Annotated in this window: 18 protein-coding genes and 1 pseudogene; 11 read left to right on the top strand and 8 right to left on the bottom strand. The window is 64.0% G+C overall.

Annotation, left to right across the window (positions count from 1 at the left end):
• Nucleotides 1–100: 100 nt before the first annotated feature.
• Together V7066_RS22185 and V7066_RS22180 are read right to left on the bottom strand one after the other, a co-directional pair.
• A pseudogene (locus V7066_RS22185) lies at nucleotides 101–866 on the bottom strand (IS5 family transposase).
• Between the two features lie 196 nt (nucleotides 867–1,062).
• Nucleotides 1,063–2,202: an FAD-dependent monooxygenase gene (locus V7066_RS22180; RefSeq protein ID WP_334185165.1), complete on the bottom strand. Its 1,140-nt coding sequence runs from the start codon at nucleotides 2,200–2,202 to the stop codon at nucleotides 1,063–1,065.
• Nucleotides 2,203–2,339: 137 nt separating this feature from the next.
• Here V7066_RS22180 and V7066_RS22175 point away from each other — a divergent pair, with 137 nt between their 5' ends.
• From V7066_RS22175 to V7066_RS22160, 4 genes are read left to right on the top strand one after another with little or no spacing between them, the layout of a single operon-like run.
• Nucleotides 2,340–4,793: a TonB-dependent receptor gene (locus V7066_RS22175; RefSeq protein ID WP_334185164.1), complete on the top strand. Its 2,454-nt coding sequence runs from the start codon at nucleotides 2,340–2,342 to the stop codon at nucleotides 4,791–4,793.
• A 4-nt stretch (nucleotides 4,794–4,797) separates the two neighbouring features.
• Nucleotides 4,798–6,204 carry a sulfatase-like hydrolase/transferase gene (locus V7066_RS22170; RefSeq protein WP_334185163.1) on the top strand — a complete coding sequence of 469 codons (1,407 nt, stop codon included), beginning with the start codon at nucleotides 4,798–4,800 and terminating at the stop codon, nucleotides 6,202–6,204.
• A 10-nt stretch (nucleotides 6,205–6,214) separates the two neighbouring features.
• Nucleotides 6,215–7,135, top strand: a complete 921-nt coding sequence (locus V7066_RS22165; protein WP_334185162.1) for an NAD-dependent epimerase/dehydratase family protein — start codon at nucleotides 6,215–6,217, stop codon at nucleotides 7,133–7,135.
• Nucleotides 7,136–7,155: 20 nt separating this feature from the next.
• Nucleotides 7,156–8,160: a LysR family transcriptional regulator gene (locus V7066_RS22160; protein WP_334185161.1), complete on the top strand. Its 1,005-nt coding sequence runs from the start codon at nucleotides 7,156–7,158 to the stop codon at nucleotides 8,158–8,160.
• Nucleotides 8,161–8,362: 202 nt separating this feature from the next.
• On the opposite strand, the gene V7066_RS22155 is transcribed toward V7066_RS22160, so the two are convergent.
• Nucleotides 8,363–8,803: a winged helix-turn-helix transcriptional regulator gene (locus V7066_RS22155; RefSeq protein ID WP_334185160.1), complete on the bottom strand. Its 441-nt coding sequence runs from the start codon at nucleotides 8,801–8,803 to the stop codon at nucleotides 8,363–8,365.
• A 117-nt stretch (nucleotides 8,804–8,920) separates the two neighbouring features.
• Here V7066_RS22155 and V7066_RS22150 point away from each other — a divergent pair, with 117 nt between their 5' ends.
• From V7066_RS22150 to V7066_RS22135, 4 genes are all read left to right on the top strand, one after another.
• Nucleotides 8,921–9,712, top strand: coding sequence for an SDR family NAD(P)-dependent oxidoreductase (locus V7066_RS22150; RefSeq protein ID WP_334185159.1), 792 nt, complete (start codon nucleotides 8,921–8,923; stop codon nucleotides 9,710–9,712).
• Complete coding sequence (locus V7066_RS22145; RefSeq protein ID WP_334185158.1) at nucleotides 9,709–11,292, top strand: phytoene desaturase family protein; 1,584 nt, start codon at nucleotides 9,709–9,711, stop codon at nucleotides 11,290–11,292. The genes V7066_RS22150 and V7066_RS22145 overlap by 4 nt, the downstream gene beginning before the upstream one ends.
• Nucleotides 11,292–11,528 carry a hypothetical protein gene (locus tag V7066_RS22140; RefSeq protein ID WP_334185157.1) on the top strand — a complete coding sequence of 79 codons (237 nt, stop codon included), beginning with the start codon at nucleotides 11,292–11,294 and terminating at the stop codon, nucleotides 11,526–11,528. The genes V7066_RS22145 and V7066_RS22140 overlap by 1 nt, the downstream gene beginning before the upstream one ends.
• Nucleotides 11,529–11,650: 122 nt before the next feature.
• Nucleotides 11,651–12,721: a VOC family protein gene (locus V7066_RS22135; protein WP_334185156.1), complete on the top strand. Its 1,071-nt coding sequence runs from the start codon at nucleotides 11,651–11,653 to the stop codon at nucleotides 12,719–12,721.
• A gap of 59 nt (nucleotides 12,722–12,780) precedes the next feature.
• Here V7066_RS22135 and V7066_RS22130 read toward each other — a convergent pair whose 3' ends face one another.
• From V7066_RS22130 to hisD, 5 genes are read right to left on the bottom strand one after another with little or no spacing between them, the layout of a single operon-like run.
• Entirely contained in the window at nucleotides 12,781–13,071 is a 291-nt protein-coding gene (locus tag V7066_RS22130; RefSeq protein ID WP_334185155.1) for an antibiotic biosynthesis monooxygenase family protein, read from the bottom strand.
• Complete coding sequence (locus tag V7066_RS22125; protein WP_334185154.1) at nucleotides 13,068–13,475, bottom strand: VOC family protein; 408 nt, start codon at nucleotides 13,473–13,475, stop codon at nucleotides 13,068–13,070. The genes V7066_RS22130 and V7066_RS22125 overlap by 4 nt, the downstream gene beginning before the upstream one ends.
• A 5-nt stretch (nucleotides 13,476–13,480) precedes the next feature.
• The gene (locus V7066_RS22120; protein ID WP_334185153.1) at nucleotides 13,481–14,632 is read right to left on the bottom strand and encodes an alpha/beta hydrolase; all 1,152 of its coding nucleotides are present in this window, start codon (nucleotides 14,630–14,632) and stop codon (nucleotides 13,481–13,483) included.
• A gap of 25 nt (nucleotides 14,633–14,657) precedes the next feature.
• On the bottom strand, nucleotides 14,658–15,413 hold the full coding sequence (locus tag V7066_RS22115; protein ID WP_334185152.1) for an SDR family NAD(P)-dependent oxidoreductase: 756 nt from the start codon (nucleotides 15,411–15,413) through the stop codon (nucleotides 14,658–14,660).
• A 2-nt stretch (nucleotides 15,414–15,415) separates the two neighbouring features.
• Complete coding sequence (gene hisD / locus V7066_RS22110; RefSeq protein WP_334185151.1) at nucleotides 15,416–16,747, bottom strand: histidinol dehydrogenase; 1,332 nt, start codon at nucleotides 16,745–16,747, stop codon at nucleotides 15,416–15,418.
• A gap of 174 nt (nucleotides 16,748–16,921) precedes the next feature.
• Here hisD and V7066_RS22105 point away from each other — a divergent pair, with 174 nt between their 5' ends.
• The 3 genes from V7066_RS22105 to V7066_RS22095 are packed head-to-tail and all read left to right on the top strand — an operon-like array spanning nucleotide 16,922 to nucleotide 19,160.
• Nucleotides 16,922–17,866 carry a fumarylacetoacetate hydrolase family protein gene (locus tag V7066_RS22105; RefSeq protein WP_334185150.1) on the top strand — a complete coding sequence of 315 codons (945 nt, stop codon included), beginning with the start codon at nucleotides 16,922–16,924 and terminating at the stop codon, nucleotides 17,864–17,866.
• Nucleotides 17,863–18,411 carry a cupin domain-containing protein gene (locus V7066_RS22100; RefSeq protein WP_334185149.1) on the top strand — a complete coding sequence of 183 codons (549 nt, stop codon included), beginning with the start codon at nucleotides 17,863–17,865 and terminating at the stop codon, nucleotides 18,409–18,411. Before V7066_RS22105 ends, V7066_RS22100 begins: the two co-directional genes overlap by 4 nt.
• The gene (locus V7066_RS22095; protein ID WP_334185148.1) at nucleotides 18,411–19,160 is read left to right on the top strand and encodes an SDR family NAD(P)-dependent oxidoreductase; all 750 of its coding nucleotides are present in this window, start codon (nucleotides 18,411–18,413) and stop codon (nucleotides 19,158–19,160) included. Before V7066_RS22100 ends, V7066_RS22095 begins: the two co-directional genes overlap by 1 nt.
• Nucleotides 19,161–19,188 lie beyond the last annotated feature (28 nt).

Below are 19,188 nucleotides of genomic sequence, written 5' to 3'. Positions count from 1 at the left end.
CCGTCAGGCAGAAAATCCACTTAACCCTCTGTCCAGTTTTACCAGGCCACCTCTGTTGGCTGCTTACGGGCAGACCCTTTGCGATCTTGAATGACCGGGATTAGGGCGAAGTTTTAATTAAGATCAGGGTCCATTGATTGATCCAGAGGATGACGGTTGCGGCGATGCAGATGTCGGGCATGAATGTGTGGGGCATCGATGGTAGCGGGTATGGATGCGTCGCCAGTCCTTGAGCCTGCCGAACATGTTCTCGATCTTGTGGCGCTGGCGATATAGCATCAAGTCGTGCGGGATCGGGACCTTCCAGTTGGTCATTGAGGGGATGCAGGCCGCGATGTTGCGTTCGGCGAGCGCCTTGCGGAACCAATCGGCGTCATAGCCTAGTTCACCGAGCAGGGCTTTGGCGTGGGGCAAAGCGTCGAGCTTCAGGGCGGTTCCCTTGTAGTCGCTCATCTGGTCCTCGCTCGGCAGCATGACCGGTGGCCGGCCCTTGCCATCGCACACGGCATGGAGCTTCGAGTTCAGGTCTGAAACAGCCCCTTTTCGAGCAGACTGGCGGCTGTCCGGTGTGCCTTCATATGCGTCGCATCGATCATCAATTGGTCGGGGTTGCCGCCTTCCGCAGAAAGGGTGGAAAAGATCTCGTTGAACACCCCGAGCTGGCTCGACCGGGTGAAACGATTATAGGTCGTCTTGGGCGGACTATAGTCGGCGGCCGCATCACGCCATTGCAAGCCGTTCCCGATGACGAAGATGATACCGCTGATGATCCGAGGATCATCCATCCGCGGCACGCCGTGCGACAGCGGAAAATATGGCTCGATCCGATGCATCTGCGCCTCCCACAACCAGATCAGATCACTCACGGCGGCTCCTTTTTATGCCGCCATTAAATCAACCAATTATCTGATCGGCAAGAAATTCAATAGATCCTGATCCTAATGCCGAAGTGGATTATGTCATCGGGGGCAATATCCCTCGCGCCGTTGGCGCGGGCGCCTTGTGCAACGGAAATTATGGTGAAACGAAGAAGGCGGGAATTTCCCGGCTTTCTTTTTGTTATCAGAATGGCTCGTTCAGGCGGGCCAATGCGGTTTCCAGCAGCGCCGCATGTTCCTGCGGCGGGCGGTGGTCCATTTGCAGGCGGCCGATGCCGATGCTGCTCTCGATGATGAAGCGGCAGCGGTCGAAGCGGCGCTCTTCATAGGCGATGAGAGCCTGTCCCACCGTGTCGGCGGCGGCGAGTTCCTCGGCCAGCACGATGGCGCTTTCCACCGCCATGCCCGCGCCCGAGGCAAGGTGCGGCGTCGTCGCATGGACGGCATCGCCCAGCAGCACAACCCGCCCGCTCGACCACGGACGCGGCTGCAAGGCGGCGGCCAGCGGGCGGTAGTTGATCCAGTCCTGACGCGTCATGGTATCGCGAATCCAGCCGGCATTGCCGCCGAACGGCGCGAGCAGTTCCTTCAGCGTGGTGTAGAGTTCCTCCTCATCCATGAAGCGTTCGCGCTCCTCATGGCGGGTCAGCATCCACATATAGACGTTGTCCGGCGCACAGGGCGTGATCCCGCAGGGGGTGTCGAGCCCGAGGAAGAATTCGCTCTCGCTGAGGCCGGGCGGCTTGCGGATCGAGATGCGCCAGCAGCCCTGTCCGGTCGGCTGGGCGGGGGCCATGTGCGGGAAGGCGAGTTCGCGCACGGCGGAAGAAACGCTGTCGGCGCCGATCACCAGATCGTAGCGGCCGGTGGAACCATCGGAAAAAGTCGCGTCGACACCCTGATCGTCGCTTTCGAGTGCGGTTACGGTCACGCCAAGGCGCACTGGGATTTGCAGCGCCTTCACGCGGTTCTGCATGATCCGGTGCAGCACCGGGCGCATGATGCCACCGGTGGCGGGCAGGCCTTCCTCGATCACCGGCTCGTCGAGCACCTGCATGAGCGAGCCGTCGTAGCGGTACAGCCGCGTCTTGTTGGTGATCGCGCCCGCCTGCTTGATCTCGTCCAGCAGGCCGAGCCGCCGGTAGGCGCGCAAGGTCGGCCCGGTGATGGTTATGCCGGCACCGTAGACCCGCCAGTCCGGATCGAGGTCGATCAGGTCCACCCTGACGCCGCGCTCCGCAAGGCTGATGGCCGTGGCCATGCCGCCGATCCCTCCGCCCACGACAAGTGCCGTGGCGATGCTGCTGATGCTCTCCCATGTCATGCCATCAGGACTAGCGAGGCGGCGGCAGCAGACAAATCCGAACTGTGGATGCGTCGCTATCGATACAATCGGTGTGACGCGGGGGCGTGGCTTGGGTAGCCCGATGCCAAGAACACAGCATATTTGGGAGGATAATCGTGCGCAAAGGGCTTCTGGAATCCGTCTGTCTGTCTGCCATCGCTCTGACGACACCGGCCATGGCGCAGGATACCGTTTCGGCGCCGCAGACCAGTACCGACAACAGCGGCATCGGCGATATCATCGTGACCGCGCAGCGCCGCTCGGAATCGATGCAGCGGGCGGGCATCGCCATCGATGCGGTGGGCGGCGAGGATCTGATCCAGTCGGGTGTCACCCAGGCCGATGCGCTGAACAAGGTCGTTCCCGCACTGACCGTCACCAATGGCGGCGGTTCGAACACCTCGATCTTCCTGCGCGGTGTCGGCAACGTGACCAATTCGAGTTACAACGACCCGGCTGTGACGCCGAGCTATGACGGCGTCGTGCTGGGCCGTGCAGCGGGCGCGTTCGGTGCTGCCTTCTACGACCTTGCTCGCGTCGAAGTGCTGAAGGGCCCGCAGGGCATCCTCTATGGCCGCAATGCCACCGGCGGCGCGGTCAACATCATCCCCAACCGCCCGCAACTGGGTCAAAACAAGGGCGGCTTCACGCTTTCTGCTGGCAACTACGATGCGGTGAGCGTCGAGGGTTATGCCAACCTCGCCATCGGTCAGAACGCGGCGCTCCGTGTGGCCGGGACCCGCCAGTACCATGACGGTTATAACAAGGACGGCAGCGACGATCTCGACCGCAGCGGCCTGCGTGCCCAGCTTCTCTGGGAGCCGACCGACACGCTGAGCGTGCGGGTGGGCGGCGACTACACCCACGTTGGCGGTGTCGGCGCGGGCGGCAGCTATATCGGCTCGTTCACGCCCGGGGCGACGGGCTTCACTTTCACCGCATCGGGCCTCGGCAAGTCGGAGGGCTTCAATACCGATGCCGCCAATGCCTTCCGCCAGACCTCGCTGGGCGCGCCGGGGTTCGGCTTCCTCGATGCGATGAACAAGCAGCAGATGACCGACAACACTTACTGGGGCGTGAATGCCGAAGTCACGCTCGATACCGGCATCGGCACGCTGACGGTGCTGCCTGCCTATCGCAAGGCCGATGCGACCAGCTTCTTTTACGGCCCCGCGTTCAACACCGCCTACACCGACGAGCATGACCGCCAGGCCAGCCTCGAAGCGCGTCTGGCGGGCAAAGTCGGGATGTTCGACTACGTGATCGGCGGCTTCTATTTCAACGAGAAGATCCAGAACACCGGCGAGTACAATCAGGAATTCGTGCTGCCGATCCAGCACTATACCCACAAGACCGAATCCTATGCCGCCTTCGGCCAGCTGACCGCACACCTGACCGACCAGTTCCGCCTGATCGGCGGCTTGCGTTACACGCATGACCACAAGTCGATCGACGGCATCATCAACAACTTCATCGTCTATTGCGGCGGGTTGCCGCCGACGACGCCGCCCGCCTCGTTCGCGGCAGGCTGCGCCAATCCGGGCGCGCTGCCGCACTTCCCGAACTTCACCTCCACCGGCGATACGGTGAACTGGCTGATTTCCAACGGCTTCATCGCCGCAAACAGCACCGACGAGCCCAATGCCCAGTTCTACAATCTGACCAACGGCGTCGGCATCATCCAGAAGACCTATTACCCGGTGGTCGAATCCGGGAGCTACAGCCGGGTGACGTGGAAGGCGGGCGCCGAGTACGACGTGGCGCCGGATTCGCTGCTCTATGCCACGGTCGAGAGCGGCTACCGCGCGGGCGGCTTCCAGCTTTCGGAAGGCAATCCGAGCTACAAGCCGGAATTCATCACCGCCTACACGATCGGATCGAAGAACCGCTTCTTCAACAACAAGATCCAGCTCAACGTCGAGGCGTTCTACTGGAAGTACAAGGACCAGCAGATCAACTACTTCACCGTCTCGCCGGATTCGGTGCTGATCAACACGATCGACAACGCGGGCAAGGCGGACATCAAGGGCTTCGACGTCGATTTCATGGCCAAGCCGATGCACAACACCACGCTCTCGGCCAAGGTCCAATACCTCGATACCGAGTACAAGCAACTGACGCTCACCACCGCGTCGCCGCGCAACAACATCAACTGTCCGTCCAGCCAGACCGGCAGCTACCTCAGCGACGGCGTCACCCCGATCCTGGCCTTCGACTGCTCGGGCCGTCCGCTGCTCTATTCGCCGAAATGGACGGTGAATCTGGGCGTGGAGCAGATCGTGCCGCTCAGCGACAAGTACGAGCTGGTCGGCGGGGTCAACACCTCGTGGCGGTCCTCGCAATATGGCGCGTTCGAATATCTCGATTTCGAGAAGATCCGTTCGTACTGGCTGACCGACGCCAATCTGGCGGTGCGCTTGTCCGACGGTGGCCTTTCCATCGGCGGCTTCATCCAGAATATCGAGAACAAGCGCCGGATCGCGACGCCGCAATCTTCGCCCATCGGCTTCGCGGTGGCGCGCTACACCGCGCCGCGTACGTATGGCCTGCGTCTCTCGGCGGAATTCTGACGGCATGGGGGTGCTGCAGGACCGTCGCAGAGTGCTGGGGTGGCTGGGCGCGACGACCGCATTCGTCGCGCTTTCGGGGCCGGGCAGGGCGCTTGCCCGCCCGGCTCCCCCTCCAACCCGGCCCAATATCGTCTACATCATGGCCGACGACCTCGGGTATGCGGACCTTTCCGCCACCGGCTCGCACGCAATCCGCACGCCCGCGATCGACAGCCTCGGCCGCGATGGCGTGCGGCTGACGCAGGGCTATGCCAGCACGCCGATCTGCTCGCCCACGCGGACGGCGTTGCTGACCGGCTGCTATGCCCAGCGCTTCGCCATCGGTATCGAGGAACCGCTCGGCCCCGGCGCGCCGCCGCATATCGGCGTGCCGCTGGACCGGCCGACCATCGCCTCGGTACTGCGCGATCAGGGCTATCACACCAAGCTGATCGGCAAGTGGCATCTGGGCGAACCGCCCGAGCATGGCCCGCTGCAGCACGGATACGACGAGTTCCTCGGCGTGGTCGAAGGGGCTGCGGACTATTTCCGGCATCACATGGTGGTGGGCGGCAAGGACGTCGGCATCGGCCTTGCGCAGAACAACGCGCCCGAACAGCGTGAGGGCTACCTCACCGACTTGTTCGGGGACGAGGCGGTCCGGACTATCGAGAGCGCGGGCGACAAGCCGTTCTTCCTCTCGCTCCACTTCAACGCCCCCCACTGGCCCTGGGAAGGGCGCGAGGATGCGGCGGCGGCAAAGACGCTGCCCAATTCCTTCCACTACGAAGGCGGCAACCTCGGCAAGTACAAGGAAATGGTGGAGGCGATGGACCAGAACGTCGCCAAAGTGCTGGCGGCGCTGGAGCGCACCGGGAAGGCGCAGAATACCATCGTCGTCTTTACCAGCGACAACGGCGGCGAGCGCTTTTCCGAAACTTGGCCCTTCATCGGCCACAAGGGCGAAGTGCTGGAAGGCGGCATCCGCGTGCCGATCCTGATACGCTGGCCGGGGCACATCGCGCCGGGCACGCTTTCCGATCAGGTCATGGCCTCGATGGATTTCCTGCCGACTTTCCTGACGATGGCGGGCGGCAATGTCGCCAAGGCGGGCAAGTTCGACGGGGTGGACCTCTCTTCCCAGCTAACCGGGAAAGCCGCATCGGTGCCGCGCACACTGTTCTGGCGCTTCAAGGCGAACGAGCAGGCAGCGGTGCGGCAGGGCGACTGGAAATACGTGAAGATCGGCGGGAAGGAGCACCTCTACAACCTCGCCGAGGATGGACACGAACGTGCCGAGCGTGCGGCAGCGGAACCGGCAAAACTGGCCGAACTGAAAGGCCTGTGGGACGGCTGGAACGCCCAGATGCTGCCTTACCGCGTCCATGGATATTCCGAAGACGTGCGCAAGGCCTATTCCGACCGATATTAGGGAGATCGATGTGAAAGTGCTCGTGACCGGCGCCGGCGGTTTCGTCGGTCGGCAACTCGTCCATGGCCTGCTGGATGCGGGGCATGAAGTTATCGGGATCGACAGCCATGCCGGGGGCATTCCCGCCGGCGCGCGCGCGGTCGAAGGCGATCTGGGCGCGGCTTCGGTCCGGGCCGAGGCTCTGGGGAAGGGCTGCGACGCGCTGGTCCATCTCGCCACCGTCCCCGGCGGTGCGGCGGAAGCCGATCCGGCGGCCTCACGCCGGATCAATGTGGATGCCATGTACGACCTGCTGCTGGAAGCGAGCGCGCTCACGCCGGGCCTGCGTGTAGCTTATGCCAGTTCCATCGCGGTCTACGGCGATCCGCTGCCCGCCGAGGTGGACGACGCCACGCCGCTCTCGCCCAGGATGATCTACGGCGGGCACAAGGCGATGATGGAACATGCCGTGGCCCTGTTCTCCAATCGCGGGTTGATCGACGGCGTGACGGTGCGCCTGCCTGGCATCCTCGCGCGGCCCAAGGGGCCTTCGGGCATGAAGTCCGCCTTCATGTCGAACCTGTTCCACGCGTTGAAGGCGGGCGAGGCGTTCACGTGCCCGGTCTCGGCTGCGGGCACGATCTGGGCGGAATCGCTGGAATGCGTGGCCCGCAACTTCGTTCATGCCCTGACGCTCGACACCGCGCTGCTGCCGCCGACCCGCGCAGTGACTTTGCCCGCGCTGCGCGTGACGATGGGTGATCTGGCGGCAGAGATTGCGCGCCAGTGCGGCGTCTCGGCCGATCTGGTCAGCTACGAGCCCAATGCCGCGCTGGAGGCGGCCTTTGCCGCGCAGCCGCCGCTCTCGACTCCGGCGGCGGAAAAGGCGGGTTTTGCGCATGACGGCGATCTTGCTATGCTCGCCCGAAGCGCCCTGCGAACCCTTTCGTAAGGAGCGCAAGGGAGATGGCAATGCGGTTCGGTCGACTCGATCTCAATCTTCTGGTGGCACTCGATGCGCTGCTGACCGAGCGCAGCGTGTCGCTGGCGGCGGACAAGCTGTGCCTCTCGCAATCGGCCACATCCAGCGCGCTGGGGCGCCTGCGCGAATACTTCGGGGACGAGCTGCTGGTGGTGAAGGGGCGCCACATGATCCTCACCGCCCGGGCTGAGGAACTGATCGAACCGGTGCGCGCGGTGCTGGAGCAGATCCGCTCCACCATCACTGTCGCGCCGCCGTTCGATCCGGCCACGGCCGAACGCCAGATCCGCATCATGGCTTCCGACTATTCGACGCAGGTCCTGCTGGCCGAAGCCATTGCCGAGATTTCGCGCGAGGCCCCCGGCATCCGCTTCGAAATCCAGCCGATGCACGAAACCCCGGTCGAATCCCTCGAACGCGGGTATATCGATCTGCTCCTGACCATCGACTACGCCATCTCCACCGACCACCCCAGCCAGATCCTGTTCGAGGACGACTACGTGGTGCTTGGCTGGGAGGGGAATCCGGCGCTGGCCGGGCCGATGACGCGCGAACTGTACTTCGAACTCGGCCACGTCACCGCGCGCTTCGGCAAGGCCCGCGTGCCCGCGTTCGACGACTGGTTTATGCGGCGACAAAAGCAGCAGCGCCGGGTGGAAGTGGTGGCGCCCAGCTTCCTCTCGATCGTCGGCCTGGTGACGCACAGCAACCGCATCGCCACCGTCCACCGCCGCATGGCCGAGATCTTCGTGCGTGACCTGCCGCTGGTCATGCGCGAGATGCCCTTCAGCTTCCCGCCGATCCGCGAGGCGATCCAGTGGCACATCTCCAACACCAACGACGCTGGGCTGCGCTGGGTGGTGGAGAAGCTGGAAGCGGTCGCCCGGCGTAGCGGCAGCGCAGGTAATGTCGTGCCTATCGATCCGACCCAACGCGAGGACAACGAGCGCGAGCGGATCGAATATGCTTTTCGGATGAACAACAAGCCGCTTTGACGAGGGGCGTTCCTCGCTTCAGCATCGCACAACCTCCCGCCAAACTTCATTCGTCATCCCCGCGAAGGCGGGGATCCCGCTTATCTTGCGGCACACGAGAGGTTGCAGAAGCAAGCGAGGCCCTCGCTTTCGCGAGGGCGACGGAGTGATTTTGGCAAAGGTGGATTGGGTAGGGCTGGCCTAAAGTACAGCGGATGGCGAGTCAGCCGAACTCGCCGTCGTGCCCATGTTCGCGGTCGTAACGCTCGCGCGCCTCGTGAATCGAGTCCGAGCGCGCGTTGATCCAGTCGATCATCCCGCGCGCTTTGGCAAACAGATCCTCGCCCAACCCTGACAACCGGTAGGCGACCTTCGGTGGAACATCCGCGCTGACGCTGCGCAGCACGAAGCCGTAGCGCTCCAGCGCGCGCAGTTTCAGCGTCAGCACTCGCTGCGAAATCGCCTGCTCGGACGATAGCTGCGCGACCACGCGCTTGAGGTCGGCATGGCGCATTTCGCCCTCGCCCAGCACCAGCAGGATCAGCGTGGTCCAGCGGTCGCCCAGCATGGCCATGACCGCGCGCGCGGGTGCCTCGCGCTCATGGCCGTAACGGGTCATCTCATTGGCCAGGGCGCGGAGCCCCGGCAGGTCCAGCGGATCCACGAACTACCCCGCAAAGGGCACAAAAAAGTGCCGTCTTCCATCCATCTGCGGCCACTTTATGCCCGGATCAAACAAGGTCAATTCCGGGAGAGAGAGATGGTCGCAGATGCGACGAGAATGGATGGCAAAGTTGCCATTATCACCGGCGGTGCCGGTGGGATCGGCGGCGCCACGGCCCGGCTGCTCACCGCACGCGGGGCGAAGGTGGTGATCGCCGACATTGCCCTTTCCGCCGCCGAGGAACTGGTCGCGACATTGCCCGATGCCATCGCGGTTCCCCTCGATCTGGAGCAGGAAGGATCGATAGAGGCGATGATCGCGCGTACCCTCGCGCACTACGGGCGGATCGATGTTCTGCACAACAACGCGGCACTTCTCGGCCCCGATATCGCGCAGGCCGACGGCGATGTGGAGCATATGGCCACCGCGCTTTGGGACCGGACTTACGCGGTGAACGTGCGCGGCACGATGATCGCCTGCCGCGCCGCCCTGCCGCACTTGCGGACAAGCGGCGGCAATATCGTCAACACCGTCAGCAATCTGGCGCTGCAGGGCCACATGATTCAGGTCGCCTATTCCTCGTCCAAGGCGGCGGTGATCCAGATGACCCGCGCCATCGCCGCCAGCCACGGCATTCACGGCGTGCGCTGCAACGCCGTCGCCCCCGGCATGACGATGACCCCGGCGCTGCGCGAGGCTTTCCCGGCCGCGCTGCGACAGGCGGTAGAGGACGAAACCCTGCGCGACCGCCTCGGCGCGCCGGAGGACATTGCCGAGGCAGTGGCCTTCCTCGCCTCCGACGCGGCACGCAACATTACCGGGCAAGTGCTTGTCGCCGATGGCGGCTGCGCCAGCCACGTTCCCGGAATCGCACGGTTCCGGGCCTTCTTTTCGGGAGAGCATGCATGAGCCAGTACGACGTCGTCGTCATGGGCGGGGGCCACAACGGCCTCGTCGCCGCCGCCTACATGGCCAAGGCGGGCAAGAAGGTGATCGTGCTGGAGCGCAAGCCCCATTACGGCGGCGGCGTTTCCACGCGCGAACTGATCCAGCCCGGCTTCTGGCATGATGAGCATTCCAACGTGCACATCATGATTCAGGGCAACCCGATGCTGCGCGAGGACGAGCTGGGCCTGTTCGGCAAGTTTGGGCTGGAATACATCTATCCCGAATTGCCCCACGCCTCGATCTGGGAAGACGGGACGATGGTGCGCTCCTGGCGCGATCTGGACCGCACTTGCAAGGAAATCGCTGCCTTCTCGCCCAAGGACGCAGAGGCCTATCGCAAGTTCGCCAGCGCATCGATGGCGGCGCTGCCGATGTTCATGTCCGGTCTCTATGCGCCGCCGTTCCCGATGGGCGGCTTCGTGGCGATGATGGACCAGTCCGACGAAGGGCGCTTCCTGCTCGACGTAATGCAGCGCTCGGCGCTGGACGTGGTGAACCAGTATTTCGAAAGCGACCTCTTGCGCATCCACATCGTGCGCATGGTCACCGAAAACCTGCAGATGCCCGACGAGCTGGGCACCGGCATGGGCGCTTTCCTGATGCCGGGGATCATCCATGCCTATGGCTGCTCGATGCCCAAGGGCGGCTCCGGCCAGCTTTCCCACGCGCTGGTCCGCGCCATCGAGCACTTTGGCGGCGAAGTGCGCTGCAATGCCGAAGTGCGCCGGGTGATCGTTTCGGGTGGGAAAGCGACGGGCCTCGAACTGGTGGATGGCGAGACCTTCACCGCGAAAGACGGCGTGATCGGCGCGATCCACCCGCATGTCCTGCGCAAGTTCGTGGCTGAAACGCCCGAGCCGGTGCTTCAGCGGGCGGAGCGGGTCACCCAGTCCACCTTCTCGATCAACCTCACGCACCTCACCCTGAAGGAGCGGCTGCGCTTGAAGGTCGGCAACGAAACCAATGCCATGATGACCGAGCTGATGGACTTCTACACCATGCGCGACATGCTGCTGGAGTACGACAAGCTGCGGCGCGGCGAAGTGTCCGAACGGCTGATCGCGGGCGGGGACAACACGATCTTCGATCCCAGCCGCGCTCCGGAAGGCGCGGGCGTGTTCTACGGCGTGAACTTCGCGCCTTACGACCTATGGCCCGGCGGTCCGGCGTCCTGGGATGAACGCAAGGAGGAGATCGCCGACAAGGCGCTGGCGCAGTACCGCAAGTTCTACGCGAACCTCGATGACGACAACATCACCGGGCGCCTGATCCGCTCCCCCGTCGATCACGAGCGGGACAGCCCGGCCAGCTTCCTGAAAGGGGACATCCACGGCTGCGCGCCGTTCTTCTACCAGTCCGTCGGGCACCGGCCGACGCCGGACCTTGGATCGTATCGGGTGCCGCAGATCGACGGGCTCTACCTCGTCGGGCCGTTCATGCACCCCGGCGGCGGCGTGTTCGGCGCGGGCCGGGCGACGGCGATCCAGATGATGGACGACCTCGATATCGAATTCGACAAGGTTTGCGGGAAGCGTGTGTGATGGCGGACAAGAAGAAGACCCCCGTGATGCGCATCCTCGACGCGCAGGACAAGGAACTGATGGCGGTGCGCCGGATCGAGCGGGATGGCGACAATCTGGTCATTCGCGGCAAGATATTCGGCGCGATGCCGATGGTCGCCAAAGTGACGCCGGAGGAGGCGCGCGCGGCGCTCAAACTGCTGGACGCCAAGACGATCCTGTTTCTGATCAGTCTTCTGTTCCGCAAGAGCAAGTGAAGCGGAGCAGGACAGGGAAGGTCAATCGGCGCACTCGATAGCTGCGATCCGATTCCATGCGTTTTTCGGAGACGGCGCGGCGCTTCATAAGGAAAGCTCAAGCAGTCAGGATAGAGATAAGCATGAGCATTCTGGGAGTTGAGAGCGTCCTGTTCGGCGTGGCCGATGTGGCCGAGCACACAAGGTTCTGGAGCGATTTCGGCCTGCCGGTGGAAAGCGTGGGCGAGGACGAGGCCGTATTCCGCCTAGCCTCGGGCAGTCGGCTGATCGTGCTGCGCCACGGCGATGCCCGCCTGCCGAACCCCGACCCGTTTCCCGGAGACGGCCTCAAGGAAACCGTCTGGGGTGTCGATACTGCCGAGAACCTTGAGACAATCGCCGCCAGCCTCGCATCTGAAGTGGTAGTGACGCGGGATGCCGACGGCACCGTCCACGCGGTCTGCCCGGATGGCCAGCCGATCGCCCTGCGCGTCTGGGCCAAGCGGGCGTTCCGTTCCGAAGCGAGCCAGGTCAACACGCCCGCGAGCCATCCGCGCTTCAACCAGCATCGCATCTGGCGCCGCAAGGCAGTGCCCAAGACGATCAACCACGTGGTGTTCTTCTCGCACGATTACGTCGGCAGCTTCGAGTTCTACGAACGCCACTTCGGCTTCCACTATGTCGATCATTCTAAGGGCGTGGGCATCTTCTCACGTGCGGGCGGCACCTACGAGCATCACTCGATCTTCTGGGTGAACTGCGACCTTCCCATCGCGCCCGACCATTTCAAGTTCATGCATATCGCCTTCGGCATGGACGATATCGACGAAGTCATGCTCGGCGCCAACATCATGGAGGCGAAGGGCTGGAAGAACGAGAGCATGAACAGCTCCGGCGGTATCTCGCGTCACCGCATTTCCAGCGCGATCTATTACTACTGCGACATGCCGGGCAAGGCGGGCGAGGCCGAGTATCACGCCGATACCGACTATCTCGACGAGAACTGGGTGCCACGCGCCTGGGACTTCCGCTTCGGCTCGCTGCTGTGGTCGAACAATGCTCCGCCGATCTTCCGGGGCGACGACATCCCGTGGGACATGACTTTCGATGCCGATCGCGCCAGCTTCGAACCGTACCGCAAGCAGAAACCGGGCAAGCAACCCGCCGAGGGCAAGCTGAGCGAACTGACCGAGGACGACGAACACGCGATCTGAATCAAAGAAGGAGGCGTCGTCAGGATGCCTCCTTTTCCATTTATACAGTCCGGTTCCTGTCAGATGGTCTGGGTGAAGTGCTCCACCGAAGGCGTTTCGATGAAGAACGGCCCCGCCAGCGCGCGCCATTTCTGAAAACCTTCGGCCTCGCGAAAGTCGACCATGTGAGCCTCCACGCTCTCCCAGCCGACGATCAGGTGATAGCGCGCCGGGTTTTCGACCGAACGATGCAGCGCGAAGGAGATGAAGCCCCCTGCCGCCTCGAAATGCGGGCGAGCCTCGGCAACCGCAGCTTCGAAATCGAGAGCGCGGGCCGGGTCGATGGTGAGGGTGGCCACTTCGTGGATCACAGGTTCGGCTCCTCGACGAATTCGATCAGGTTGCCCGCACAGTCTCGTATAAAGCAGCCCTTGCCGAAGGCTTCGCGGACCACGAAGGCCACGTCCGCTTGCTTCTCCTCCATCTCCGTCAGGAAGACTTCGAGGTCTTCCACCCGGAAGGCGACGTGCTTGTTGCCGTGGGTCTTGAGGTCGCGCGGGGGGAAGCGGCGGTCTTCGGGGAGGGCGGCGGCGCCCTCCACCTCGAAGATCTCGAACCGCAGTGGGCCCTTGCGGAGCATCGCCGTGTGGGACTTCGCCGCCTCAATATAGAACTTCTTCTCGACCTCGAACCCCAGCACACGGCCGTACCAGTCGATTGCCTCGTCAAGGCTGGGGACGGAAACACCGCCGTGGTGGAAGGTGAATTCGGCCATCTCGCTCAGCCCATTTCCGCGAAAGTTTCGGCGCACCAGTCGGCGATATAGTCGCGCATTCCGGTGCCGTTGTCGGCGCCGCAATGCTCTACTTCGAAATCCTTCTTGGTGAAGACGCGGAGCGTGCGCTTGGGGCTGTTCACGGCTTGATCGTAGCTGAGCTGCGCGTTGAAGGCGGGGATCTGGCGGTCGTTCTCGCCATGGGTGATCAGGAAGGGCACGCGGATCTTCTCGACTTGCCCGTCGAGCGTGATCTGATCGGCGTAAGCCAGGAAAGCGTCACGGTCTTCGATCCCGAAGACCCACATGACGTGGTCCCAATAGTGCGGCACCGGGTTCTCGCCCTCGTTGGCCAGGCGCTCGCGCTGGCGACGGCCCCATACGTGGTTCGCGCCCATCACCGCGCAGAGTGCAAAGCGCGGCTCGTTGGCGGCGATGCGCGGCGCGTGGTAGCCGCCGAAGGAGAGGCCGAAAATACCGATCCGGTCATGGATCACGTCGCTGCGTGTCAGCAGGTATTCCAGCGCTGGCGTGCCCCAGCGCTCACCGTCGAATACGGCCGGAAGGCCGCGCTTGCGGATCGCCTCGCCGGTGCCGGGCTGATCGACGAAGAGGGTGTTCATCCCGCGCTCCAGATTCGACAGGCCATGGCCCGCCATGCAGACCTGCTCCTTCATCGAATCGAGCCCGTTGACCGAGACCAGCGTGGGGCGCGGCGTGCCCGAACCGTCGTGGACGAAAATGGCGGTATACGCCCCGTCCTCGTAGGGAATCTCCACTTTGTCGACATGCAGCCCACGCAGCTTCGCGCCCTTGTGGAACAGTTCCAGTCCATTGTCGTAGGCCGCCCAGCGCGGGGCATAGTCGCGGCTCTGCATCCGTTCGGCAGCGAGGTAGTAGCCGGAAGCGCGCAAGTACTTGGTCCCGGCGGAGAGCAGGTAGCCCGCAGCCTCGTCGCCTTCCGCGTTGGCCGTGACCTGATCGGCTACGGCGATCCAGCTGTCGAACATCTGCGCGGAACCGGCATCGGCGCCGGCCTTGCTGGCTTCCATGATCGGGCGGTTGGCCTCGTCGATCTCGCCATAATTGCCGCCGCAGGCGAGCGCGAGATTGGTGGCGAGGTTCCAGACGTAGTTTCCGGGGAACGGTTCGAACATGTTCTATCCTGCGATTTTCAGATGATTATTCGGCGGTCCAGCCGCCATCGACGACAAGGCTGGTGCCGGTCATCAGCGCGGAAGCGTCGGAGGCGAGGAACAGCACCGCGCCCATCAGATCCTCCACCTGACCGATCCGGCCGAGCTTGATCTTCGAAAGCACGCTGGCCTTGAAGGCATTGTCTTCGAAGAACGGTTTGGTCAGCGGGGTTTCGATGAAGGTGGGCGCGATGGTGTTGGATCGGATGCCATGGGGGGCAAGGTCCAGCGCCATGGCTTTGTTCATGCCCTCCAGCGCCCACTTGCTGGCGCAGTAGAGCGAGCGGTTCGGCCCGCCCACGTGCCCCATCTGGCTGCCCATGTGGATCAGGCTGCCCTGCGTGCCGGTATCGATCATCCGCTTCACGCAAGCCTGCGCCACGAAGAAGGCGGACTTGAGATTGAGGTCGAGCACGGCGTCGTAATCGTCCTCGCTCACCTCCCACATCGGCTTGGGGCGGTTGGTTCCGGCATTGTTGACGAGGACGTGGAACGGTGCGCGGTCCGCGAAGAATGTGGTAACGGCACCGAGGTCCGAAACATCGAGCGTTGCGGCGCGAGCACCGTTACCGATTTCCGCGGCAGCCGCGTCGATCTCCGCGGAGGTACGGGCGACGAGCGTGACCTCCGCGCCCGCTGCCGCCAGCGCGGCGGCGGCGGCGAGGCCGATGCCCCGGCCCGCACCGGTCACCAGAGCCCGCCGCCCGTCAAGACGCAGGCTCGGCGTCTGCGGGATCGCCATGGTCAGGCCGCCGTTTCGGGCGTCGGTTCGGCCTGCCCGGCATAGGGCACGTTGCGCCCGCCGAAGCGGCGTACGCGGATATTCGCCTGCTCGCCGTGGCCTGCGAAGCCCTCCAGCGCACAGAGGCGCGAGCAATATTCGCCGATCAAAGCCGAAGCCTCATCGGTGGTGACGCGCTGGTAAGTGCAGGTCTTCAGGAACTTTCCGACCCACAGGCCGCCCGTGTAGCGCGCGGACTTCTTCGTGGGCAGCGTGTGGTTGGTGCCGATCACCTTGTCACCGAAGCTGACATTGGTACGATTGCCGAGGAACAGCGCGCCGTAGTTGGTCATGTTGCTCAGGAAATAGTCCGGATCGGCGGTCATCACCTGCACGTGCTCGCTGGCGATCTCGTCGGCGACCTTGACCATCTCCTCGTAGCTGTCGGCCACGATCACTTCGCCGAAGTTTTCCCAGGCCTTGCGGGCATGGTCGGCGGTTGGGAGGATCTGGAGCAGGCGCTCGATCTCGGCCATCGTGGCGCGGGCGAACTTCTCGGAATTGGTCAGCAGCACGCCGGGGCTGTCCGGGCCGTGCTCGACTTGCCCGAGGATGTCGGTGGCGGCGATTTCAGGGTCGCAGCCGATCTCATCGGCAATGATCAGGGTTTCGGTCGGGCCGGCGAACAGGTCGATGCCGACACGGCCGAAAAGCTGGCGCTTGGCTTCGGTGACGAAAGCATTGCCGGGGCCGACGAGGATATCGACCGGATCGATGCTTTGCGTGCCGATCGCCATGGCGCCGACGGCCTGAATGCCGCCCAGCGCATAGATCGCATCGGCCCCGGCCATGGCCTGCGCGGCGACGATGGCGCGTGCCGGTTGGCCCTGAAACGGCGGGGCGCAAGTCACGACGCGCTTCACGCCCGCGACCTTGGCGGTGATCACCGACATGTGCGCGGAAGCGAGCAGCGGATACTTGCCGCCGGGCACATAGCAACCGGCTGAACTCAGCGGGATGTTCTTGTGGCCAAGCACGACGCCGGGCAGCGTCTCAACCTCTACGTCCTTCATCGAATCGCGCTGGATTTGCGCGAAGTTCTTCACTTGCGCCTGCGCGAACTCGATGTCCTTGCGTTCCTGCGGGGTCAGGCTGTCGACGCAGGCGTCGATTTCGGCTTGGCTAAGGCGATAGTCGTCACGGTCCCAGCCGTCGAACTTGATGGACATGTCGCGCACCGCGTCGTCGCCGCGCTTCTCGATATCGGCGAGCGCCGCCTCGACGATGTCGCGAACCTTGCGGTCTGCGTCTGCCTTCGCCTCGGCAGTGGCGCCGCGCTTCAGCCAGGTGGCCATGATATTCTCCCGATCCGGTGTGACGTGATTTTCATCGGACCTAGCGCCGGGGAGCGAGCGGGGACCATCGCATGTTATCGATGGCTTGCTATCGATCCTATGCCGTTGTTGCCGCAGGGGGGCTTCGCTAGCCCGGTTCTCAAGGACAAAGCATTCTTGGGAGAACAAGCAACAATGCGCCTCGCCACTCTCGATGACGGCACCCCCGACGGGCGCCTCGTCGTCGTTTCGCCCGAGGGCGATCGTTACGCGCTCGCGCCGGTGGATACACTGCAACAGGCGATGGAAAGCTGGGCCTTCGTCGCGCCCGTGCTGGCCGAGGTTTCGGAATTTCCCGAAGCGCTGGATGCCGCGCTGCTGCGCGCTCCGCTGCCGCGTGCGTGGCAGTGGCTCGATGGCTCCGCTTTCGCCTGCCACGGCGAACTGATGGACAAGGCGCTGGGCGTGGTGCCGGTAAAGACCGGTAAGCCGCTGATGTATCAGGGTACTTCCGACAAGTTCTACGGTCCGGCCGAGGATGTGCGCTTCCTCACCGAAGAGAACGGCATCGATTTCGAGGGCGAGTTCGGCGTGATCGTCGATGCCGTGCCGATGGGGACTTCGGCGCAGGACTGCATGAAGCACATCCGCCTGATCGTGCAGATCAACGACTGGTCGCTGCGCAAGTTGGCCGGGCCGGAGATGAAGACCGGGTTCGGCTGGGTTCAGGCCAAGCCGCCGTGTTCGATGGCGCCCTTCGCGGTCACGCCGGAAGAACTGGGCGAGCAGTGGCGGGGTGGCCGCGTCTGCATGGATCTGCTGGTCGATTGGAACGGCCAGCGCTTCGGCGCCGCCAATGGCGAACCGATGGGCCATGGCTTCCACGAACTGGTCGCCCACGCCTGCGCCACGCGCGATCTGGTGGCGGGCACGGTGATCGGATCGGGCACCGTCTCCAACGCAAACTACCGCGAGATCGGCTCCTCCTGCATCGCCGAGCGGCGCGGTATCGAACTGGTCGATTTCGGAGAGCCCCGCACCGAATTCATGCGGTTCGGCGACACGGTGCGGATGCAGGGAACTCTTGCCGATGGCCATGCGCCGTTTGGCGTCATCGAACAGAAGGTCGTAAAGGCATGAGTGAAGTTCTTTCCGATTCCGGCCTCCCGCCGATCCAGCGCGTCGTCACTGGGCACGATGCGGATGGGCGCGCGGTGTTCCGCTCAGAAGACGTGACGCCCACGAAAATGATCCCCTCGGGCGATGCCTCGTTCCTGACGATCTGGACCACGGCCACTGTCCCTGCCGACAATAACGACGAGACCGAAGGGCGCGAACGCCCCACCGGTACCACGCTCGAAGGCGGATCGGTGATCCGCGTGGTGGATATGCTGCCGGCCAAGCAGAGCCCGATGCATCGCACCAACTCGATCGACTACGGCGTGGTGATGAAGGGCGAGATCGAGTTGGAGCTGGAAGACGGTCGCAAGACCATCGTGCGCGAAGGCGGGATCATCGTCCAGCGCGGCACCAACCACCTCTGGCGCAACACCAGCGATGCGGTCTGCCGGATCGCCTTCATCCTGATCGAGGCGCCGGCCTATCTCCACAACGGCGTGCCACTGGACGAGGCCAAGCCCGAGCAGGTCGATCCCGTCTACAACGCGGCCGCAGGGAAGGCCTGATGTTCGGCCTCTCCGGCAAAAGCACCATCGTCACCGGCTCCACGCGCGGGATCGGACGTGCGATTGCCGAGGGGCTGATCGCCCAAGGCGCGCGCGTGGTGATCTCCAGCGAGGATGCGGAGGACACCGCACGCGTCGCCGCCGAACTCGGGATGCCGGGCCAGCCTTGCGATGTGACCGATGGCGCGGCGCTGGCAGCCTTGGCGGATCGCGCGGTGGCGGAATTCGGCGGGCTGGACGTGCTGGTCTGCAATGCCGGGATTACGGGCAAGGCGGGGCCATTCGCCGATTTCGACATGGCTGACTATGCCCGTGTCATGGCGATCAACCTCACCAGCCAGGTCGCGCTCTGCAACCTCGCCCTGCCGAAAATCGCGGAGCGCGGGGGCGGGGCTGTTGTCCTGGTCTCCAGCCTGTCGGGCCTGAGGGGCAATGGGCGAATCAACGCCTATGCGCTCGCCAAGGCGGGTGTCGCGCAACTGGCGCGCAATCTGGCGGTGGAGTGGGGCCCGCACGGGGTGCGCGTCAATGCGATCTCGCCCGGCTTCATCGCTACCGAGTTGTCCGGTCCGCTGTTGGCGGATGAAGCCTTCATGGAGCGCCGCATGGCAATGACGCCGCTGCGCCGTCCCGGCACACCGCAGGAGGTGGCAGGCGCAGCCGTGTTCCTCGCATCGGATGCCGGTGCTTTCGTCACCGGGCACAACCTGGTGGTCGATGGAGGTACGCTGATTACCGACGGCAGTTGAAGAGCGCTTTGTATCAGGTCGAAAACGA

Origin of the sequence: Novosphingobium sp. (assembly GCF_036820275.1) — a bacterium.
In the GTDB taxonomy this organism is placed as follows: Bacteria; Pseudomonadota; Alphaproteobacteria; order Sphingomonadales; family Sphingomonadaceae; genus Novosphingobium.
The sequence above is the reverse complement of the archived record's forward strand: the minus strand, read 5'-3'. Positions and strand labels throughout refer to the sequence as shown.